8 protein-coding genes and 1 pseudogene are annotated in these 6,663 nt (G+C 38.3%); 2 read left to right on the top strand and 7 right to left on the bottom strand.

The window, feature by feature from the left end; translation table 11 throughout:
* Window positions 1–1,330 (bottom strand): VENN motif pre-toxin domain-containing protein (locus A9G09_RS03055; protein WP_176700940.1); only part of this gene is annotated, 1,330 nt, incomplete at its 3' end.
* Window positions 1,331–1,545: 215 nt separating this feature from the next.
* On the opposite strand from A9G09_RS03055, the gene A9G09_RS03050 reads away from it, so the two are divergent.
* On the top strand, window positions 1,546–1,779 hold the full coding sequence (locus tag A9G09_RS03050) for a SymE family type I addiction module toxin (protein ID WP_065633445.1): 234 nt from the start codon (window positions 1,546–1,548) through the stop codon (window positions 1,777–1,779).
* Between the two features lie 43 nt (window positions 1,780–1,822).
* Here the strand turns inward: A9G09_RS03050 and A9G09_RS03045 are convergent, their stop codons facing one another.
* The 4 genes from A9G09_RS03045 to A9G09_RS03030 all read right to left on the bottom strand — a co-directional run bounded on the left by A9G09_RS03045 (window position 1,823) and on the right by A9G09_RS03030 (window position 4,852).
* A complete protein-coding gene (locus A9G09_RS03045; protein ID WP_065633444.1) occupies window positions 1,823–2,098 on the bottom strand; it encodes a hypothetical protein in 276 nt (91 codons plus the stop codon).
* Complete coding sequence (locus A9G09_RS12825; RefSeq protein WP_065633443.1) at window positions 2,095–2,340, bottom strand: hypothetical protein; 246 nt, start codon at window positions 2,338–2,340, stop codon at window positions 2,095–2,097. Before A9G09_RS12825 ends, A9G09_RS03045 begins: the two co-directional genes overlap by 4 nt.
* A 242-nt stretch (window positions 2,341–2,582) precedes the next feature.
* Window positions 2,583–2,786, bottom strand: coding sequence for a hypothetical protein (locus A9G09_RS03035; RefSeq protein ID WP_065633442.1), 204 nt, complete (start codon window positions 2,784–2,786; stop codon window positions 2,583–2,585).
* A gap of 11 nt (window positions 2,787–2,797) precedes the next feature.
* Window positions 2,798–4,852 (bottom strand): VENN motif pre-toxin domain-containing protein, encoded by a 2,055-nt coding sequence (locus tag A9G09_RS03030; RefSeq protein WP_065633441.1) that lies wholly within the window; start codon window positions 4,850–4,852, stop codon window positions 2,798–2,800.
* Window positions 4,853–5,046: 194 nt separating this feature from the next.
* Between A9G09_RS03030 and A9G09_RS13230 the strand changes: the two are divergent.
* Window positions 5,047–5,202: pseudogene (locus tag A9G09_RS13230) on the top strand (SymE family type I addiction module toxin); the annotation flags it as partial.
* A gap of 108 nt (window positions 5,203–5,310) precedes the next feature.
* Here the strand turns inward: A9G09_RS13230 and A9G09_RS03025 are convergent.
* On the bottom strand, window positions 5,311–5,595 hold the full coding sequence (locus tag A9G09_RS03025; protein ID WP_065633440.1) for a hypothetical protein: 285 nt from the start codon (window positions 5,593–5,595) through the stop codon (window positions 5,311–5,313).
* A 2-nt stretch (window positions 5,596–5,597) separates the two neighbouring features.
* Window positions 5,598–6,663, bottom strand: a 1,066-nt coding sequence (locus A9G09_RS03020; RefSeq protein WP_176700938.1) for a VENN motif pre-toxin domain-containing protein, incomplete at its 5' end; no start/stop codon positions are given.

Here is a 6,663-nt window from a genome sequence, read left to right as displayed (position 1 = left end):
TTCCCTTTCCGGCACCACTATTTCTTACAACCGTAGTTTCAACCGTCGTTCCATGGCTGGCAGCCTGATTCATGAGTTGATTACCTGTGGCGATATCACCGGAATGATAAGCCTTTTCAGCTTCTTTCACTAATGCTTGCCCAGCTTTAGTCTCTATTTTAACAATTTTTCCAGCTACTTTAATGTATTTTGCAAATGGTAATGCACCGACAGCTGCTATTGCATAATCACCCCAGGTTTCAGCATCCCTGAAAGCAATATAGTCACCATATGGAGTGGTTAATATTGCAATATCTTCAGGTAAACGTTTTAAATCTTCTCTCAGTGGATCATACATGAACCTGCCTGAGTTCATATCATCAATCAGCTGAGTTGTTTCTTCTGGCGTTAAATAACCCGCTGCTGAGGCATGGAGGATGCCGTCATAATTTGCTCCTGTTTCAGGTGAAAGACCTACAATATCCCCACCAAATCCACCACCGTCGCCCCAGCTCATAGCATTATTCTCAACCGCATTTTTACCACCAGCAATAGCGGTATTAATATCCTGAGCATCACCACCTAATGCGGCAATAGTCAGACCGGTGGCCAGTTGGGCGAGTGCGCTGACTTGTTGTTTTTCATCCTGAGTTAATTCATCTATACTTTTATTCGGATAAAGAATACTGGCAATCACTTCTGCGCCTCGCTCACTGACCGCTGCACCAACTCCGCCAACAACAGCTGAGTTACCTTGTAGCTCGGCAACCACGGCCCCAAGGATGGCATGACTGATAGTGTTAGCGACCTTATTGTCACCGGTTTGCTGCTTAATTATCGTGGCCAGTTTTGGTGCCAATGCACCAGCTACCGCACCAGTCATGTCGCCGGTGATTAAGCCATTGATGATATTAATCGCCATGTCGATGCCTTGACGGGTATTACTTCCCATCGCTGACATGCCTTCATTCATCGCTTTGTCGTAGGCTTCTTTATATATTTCTTGTTGTTCTTTGTCGGTTAACGGTTTATCGGATTTTTGTTTTTTGTCCTCTACCGCTTTTTTCGCCTCTTCTGTCGTTTTAATGCGGTCTATGGTGTTGAGCATGGTGAGTGTTTCACCACTAATTTCACTCACTAACCGGGTTTGGTCTATTTTGCTTTGTTCTTTTTCTTTATCAAAGATATGCTTAAGTTCATTACTGGCATGCTCAGTATCCCGACTTAACTCATTGATATCCTGCTTTTGTTCATTCTCATTGCGGATGATGATGGTGCCTTGGGACACCGCTGAATGCGTTATCGATTGTTCATTGTCTTTTTTATTATAACCGGCTGGCATTGATGGCATGCCAACGGTGCTGACGCCAACACTGCTGCTACTGACTTTATAATCCGCTTTATTTTCGATATGATTTTAAACATCAGGCTAAGCAGTTGATTGGTTGATTAAAACAGGGCAAGCTAAACAAGAGAAGTAACACAACACAGTAAATAATAGCGCAGATTAACGATGAGCCACCACAGCTCACCAGCTAACCACAACTAACTTCAAAGAAGTTAACTATGGCTAATATACATTCTAAGCTAAAATCAGCTACAGGCAAAGAGCCTGCATCGCAACTTAATGAACGATTTTATACTATCGGTTATGTGCTACAAGACTCAAAACCCACCCCCAGACCACAGCTGATTATTAAAGGTAGATGGCTGGAGCAATTCGGCTTTTATGTAGGCTGCCCTGTCATCATTAAGATTGAGCAGTTCAAGTTAATTATTGAACTTGCGTTGCAGCTCTAGAAAGTGAATAAAATGATCCCATTTTTAGGCTGGGATCATGTTATTAATGGTTAATTAATTCAAATAGTTGTGTCCTTAAAAAATATAACCTATCATTTTCATCTATCAATGGTTTTCTATCCTCATAAAGCACAATGTCATTAAAAGAGCCCATGCCACCATAAAGCTTTGATAGCTCGCTTTTTATAAACTCAGGATCAGACTCTATTTCCTTACTAAATTTTATAAAGATGTTTCCCCAATCAGGATAGTTACCTTTTATTAATAATGTCGATATCTCAACAAGGATCTCTTTTATCTTTTCAATATTATTCATCATGTTAATGGTTTAACCTCTATAATCTCTGTTCCCTTTATTGTCCATGATTTAGGGACAACTATTTGCTGTGTTCCACCGACATAAATTCCATTCTGAGAGCTAACTTCACCAACGTAAACTTTTGTACCTGCGGGGATCTTTATAGCTATTGATGAATCAATAGGTGAAGTACCTCCACTAGGCCATTGTGGTAAGACCGCTTTATCTATGCGTGTTTGTAAAACACCTTGTGGGGGTTCCACACTAAAAAATTGACCAAATGGCTTATCAGCTGTACCTGCTCTATATAGGATAGTGTCTTGTTGTAATACAACTTCTTTATACTTGCCGCCAGTAAAAATCCCTGCTAAATCATCCGTTAGCGGGCCTGGTTTTATTGCCGTATACTCACCGAGTGTTTTTCCTTGTAAAGACCCTGCCGTTCCCTTTCCAGCTTAAGCAAAATATAAAAATAAAACCTTATATTTTTAGAGGTTATTATTTTTTATTTTAATTGATTATATATTTCATAAATATCATGCTTCAATTTTAAAACAGAATCTTTTTCAATACCGTGAATTGTCTCAAACTCTTCTGAATCAACACATACACCAGCATATATTTCACCTATAATCGAGCGAATGATATAAAGCTCATCTTTTGATAAAATTACTGCCGAATTACCTTTATCCAATTGAATTAATTTCATTTTATTAACCTCTATTTCAAGTCATCAAAATATTTACGTTTATCTACGGGTCTAAATGCAGTTCCACCATCTTTTGCTTTCGGATTTCGTATAACTACTGTTCCTGTTTGTTCGTGCCAATATGCGGTTCTTCCTCCTGATAACTCTTTAAAAGATGTAGGATTAGAAACTACATTTTCAATGTGCGTTGCAAATTGTTCTTTTGTTGTAATACCTAAATCCTTAAATTCTTCCTGTTTAATAACATGTTTATTATAAGCATGCCCATTTGATATTTCTTTTCCTACCAATTTTGCATTAAGTTTTGAGGCATTAGCAGCATTATGAGCTTCATTCGTGCTATTCCAATTTTCAGCTAATTTGTTTTCATTATTTGCGTGTTGTTCAAAGTTATTTGATTGATTTCCTTTCTGATTGGTGTCCTGATTATCCAGTATTTTATCCTTAGTCTCTTTATAATTTCCACCACCTTGTTCAACATTGCCTTTTCCGTGTTGTAGCTCTAAATCTGTTTTGTCTAATGGTTTGTTGGTAGTAGTTCCCTTTCCAGCATTTAATTCTTGCTTAAATGCATTATATTCATTAATCGCCTTTTCTGCTTTAGCTAAATCTACCGCACTTATTTTACCGTTAACAATACCTACGCCTTTAACACCATAATATAATGAAATTACATCCGCTATTTTTTGTGTATACATGGCAAATTTAAATTTAGATGCCGCTTCCTCATAACTAATATTATTTTCTTTGGCATAGTTATTAATCGCATAACTCCACTCATCTGGGGTGTAACGATTTAAATAGCCGATAATTTTATTATAGTCATCTTGTAAATATTCACTGTAAGGGTAGCGTCCAAAATAAATTTCATATTCGTCTTTAAAGGCTCTGAGTTTAGCTAATTGAGCACCACAAGCAGCAGTAGTATTATTACCGCTACCGGCGCAAGCATCCAAAAATGCCTTATCATCTTTCTCATCAAGCTCATTAATCTGTTTTAATTTATCTAAATAATATGCTCTTTCTTCATCCGTCATTTCTGTGAAAGAAAGCTTACCTTCGATTCCTTTTTTCTGCCATGAATCATCACGACTTAAAGCATTATTCTCAACCGCATTTTTACCACCAGCAATAGCGGTATTGATATCCTGAGCATCACCACCTAATGCGGCAATAGTCAGACCGGTGGCCAGTTGGGCGAGTGCGCTGACTCGTTGTTTTTCATCCTGAGTTAATTCATCTATACTTTTATTCGGATAAAGAATACTGGCAATGACTTCTGCACCTCGCTCACTGACCGCTGCACCAACTCCGCCAACAACAGCTGAGTTACCTTGTAGCTCGGCAACCACGGCCCCAAGGATGGCATGACTGATAGTGTTAGCGACCTTATTGTCACCGGTTTGCTGCTTAATTATCGTGGCCAGTTTTGGTGCCAATGCACCAGCTACCGCACCGGTCATGTCGCCGGTGATTAAGCCATTGATGATATTAATCGCCATGTCGATGCCTTGACGGGTATTACTTCCCATCGCTGACATCCCTTCATTCATCGCTTTGTCGTAGGCTTCTTTATATATTTCTTGTTGTTCTTTGTCGGTTAACGGTTTATTGGATTTTTGTTTTTTGTCCTCTACCGCTTTTTTCGCCTCTTCTGTCGCTTTAATGCGGTCTATGGTGTTGAGCATGGTGAGTGTTTCACCACTAATTTCACTCACTAACCGGGTTTGGTCTATTTTGCTTTGTTCTTTTTCTTTATCAAAGATATGCTTAAGTTCATTACTGGCATGCTCGGTATCCCGACTTAACTCATTGATATCCTGCTTTTGTTCATTCTCATTGCGGATGATGATGGTGCCTTGGGACACCGCTGAATGCGTTATCGATTGTTCATTGTCTTTTTTATTATAACCGGCTGGCATTGATGGCATGCCAATGGTGCTGACGCCAACACTGCTGCTACTGACTTTATAATCCGCTTTATTTTCGCTATGATTCTGATTAGTGGATAGTTGAAAAAGCGAGGAACTAAAGCCACAAGATGAGCTTAAGTTTGAGACGGTCAAGCAGATGACTGCTGACAGCAGAAGTCAATAAAAGAGATTTTAGATGCGATGATTTTAAAACATCAGGCTAAACAGTTGATTGGTTGATTAAAACATGGCGAACTAAACAAGAGAAGTAACACAACACAGTAAATAATAGCGCAGATTAACGGTGTACCACCAACGCTAACCAGCTAACCACTGAGCGATTTTATACCGTGGGTTACGTGCTACAAGGCACAAAACCCAACCCCAGACCACAACTAACAATTAAAGGCAGTTGGCAGAAGCAATTCGGCTTTTATGTAGGCTGCCCTGTTATAATTAAGATTGAGCTGGACAAGTTGATTATTGAATTTGCAATTCATTGACTATTAGTTATATAGATAACATATAATAATCCAATCTTTTTATGGTGTTTTCTTGTGCATAGTTGAACACATTGAAATAAAAGATTAAACGCTACTGAAAATCTAGTTTTATTGATCTAATTTATCCGCTATATATCTTAAAAGATAAGATAATTTTCTCAAATCTCCATTTATAATAATATCTTTCTCAATTGAATTTAATAAAAAATCATAATCTTCACTTAGTTGTCCCATATCAAATTGATTTGGTTTGTTATAAGGGTCATATAGTAAATCTGATGGAATATTCCAATAAAAATCATCATCAAGAGATATTTTATGAATGCCATCTTTTTTCAATTTATCAATAATTAAATTAAATATAATTTCAATCTTATTTAAATCAATACCCATAACTAATCTTTTCCTTTTTTTATTTTATCTATATTCTTTTTAAAAGTATTTATTTCATGTTCTAAATGTTTAATTCTACTATTTATAATATTTTGCCTAACTTCATCATTTGGAGCATTTTTTAAAAAGTCTTTATTATCAAAAGAATACGGATCTTTTATGTATTCCTTTAATTTCTTTTCATGCAACTGTATTTGTTCTTCAAGTGCCTTTATAGCTCTTTTTTCACTGGCACTTAAAGCTTTTTCTGAATTAACATTTCCCTTTCCGGCACCACTATTTCTTACAACCGTAGTTTCAACCGTCGTTCCATGGCTGGCAGCCTGATTCATGAGTTGATTACCTGTGGCGATATCACCGGAATGATAAGCCTTTTCAGCTTCTTTCACTAATGCTTGCCCAGCTTTAGTCTCTATTTTAACAATTTTTCCAGCTACTTTAATGTATTTTGCAAATGGTAATGCACCGACAGCTGCTATTGCATAATCACCCCAGGTTTCAGCATCCCTGAAAGCAATATAGTCACCATATGGAGTGGTTAATATTGCAATATCTTCAGGTAAACGTTTTAAATCTTCTCTCAGTGGATCATACATGAACCTGCCTGAGTTCATATCATCAATCAGCTGAGTTGTTTCTTCTGGCGTTAAATAACCCGCTGCTGAGGCATGGAGGATGCCGTCATAATTTGCTCCTGTTTCAGGTGAAAGACCTACAATATCCCCACCAAATCCACCACCGTCGCCCCAGCTCATAGCATTATTCTCAACCGCATTTTTACCACCAGCAATAGCGGTATTAATATCCTGAGCATCACCACCTAATGCGGCAATAGTCAGACCGGTGGCCAGTTGGGCGAGTGCGCTGACTTGTTGTTTTTCATCCTGAGTTAATTCATCTATACTTTTATTCGGATAAAGAATACTGGCAATCACTTCTGCGCCTCGCTCACTGACCGCTGCACCAACTCCGCCAACAACAGCTGAGTTACCTTGTAGCTCGGCAACCACGGCCCCAAGGATGGCATGACTGATAGTGTTAGCGACCTTATTGTCACCGGTTTGCTGC

It is taken from the genome of Gilliamella sp. wkB292 (assembly GCF_001690235.1).
Classification (GTDB): Bacteria; Pseudomonadota; Gammaproteobacteria; order Enterobacterales; family Orbaceae; genus Gilliamella; species Gilliamella apicola_F.
The sequence above is the reverse complement of the archived record's forward strand: the minus strand, read 5'-3'. Positions and strand labels throughout refer to the sequence as shown.

Coding starts and splice junctions, on each gene's coding strand:
- A9G09_RS03050 (WP_065633445.1), top strand. CDS start 1,546: ATGGCTAATATACATTCTAAGCTAAAATCAGCTACAGGCAAAGAGCCT.
- A9G09_RS03045 (WP_065633444.1), bottom strand. CDS start 2,098: ATGATGAATAATATTGAAAAGATAAAAGAGATCCTTGTTGAGATATCG.
- A9G09_RS03035 (WP_065633442.1), bottom strand. CDS start 2,786: ATGAAATTAATTCAATTGGATAAAGGTAATTCGGCAGTAATTTTATCA.
- A9G09_RS03025 (WP_065633440.1), bottom strand. CDS start 5,595: ATGGGTATTGATTTAAATAAGATTGAAATTATATTTAATTTAATTATT.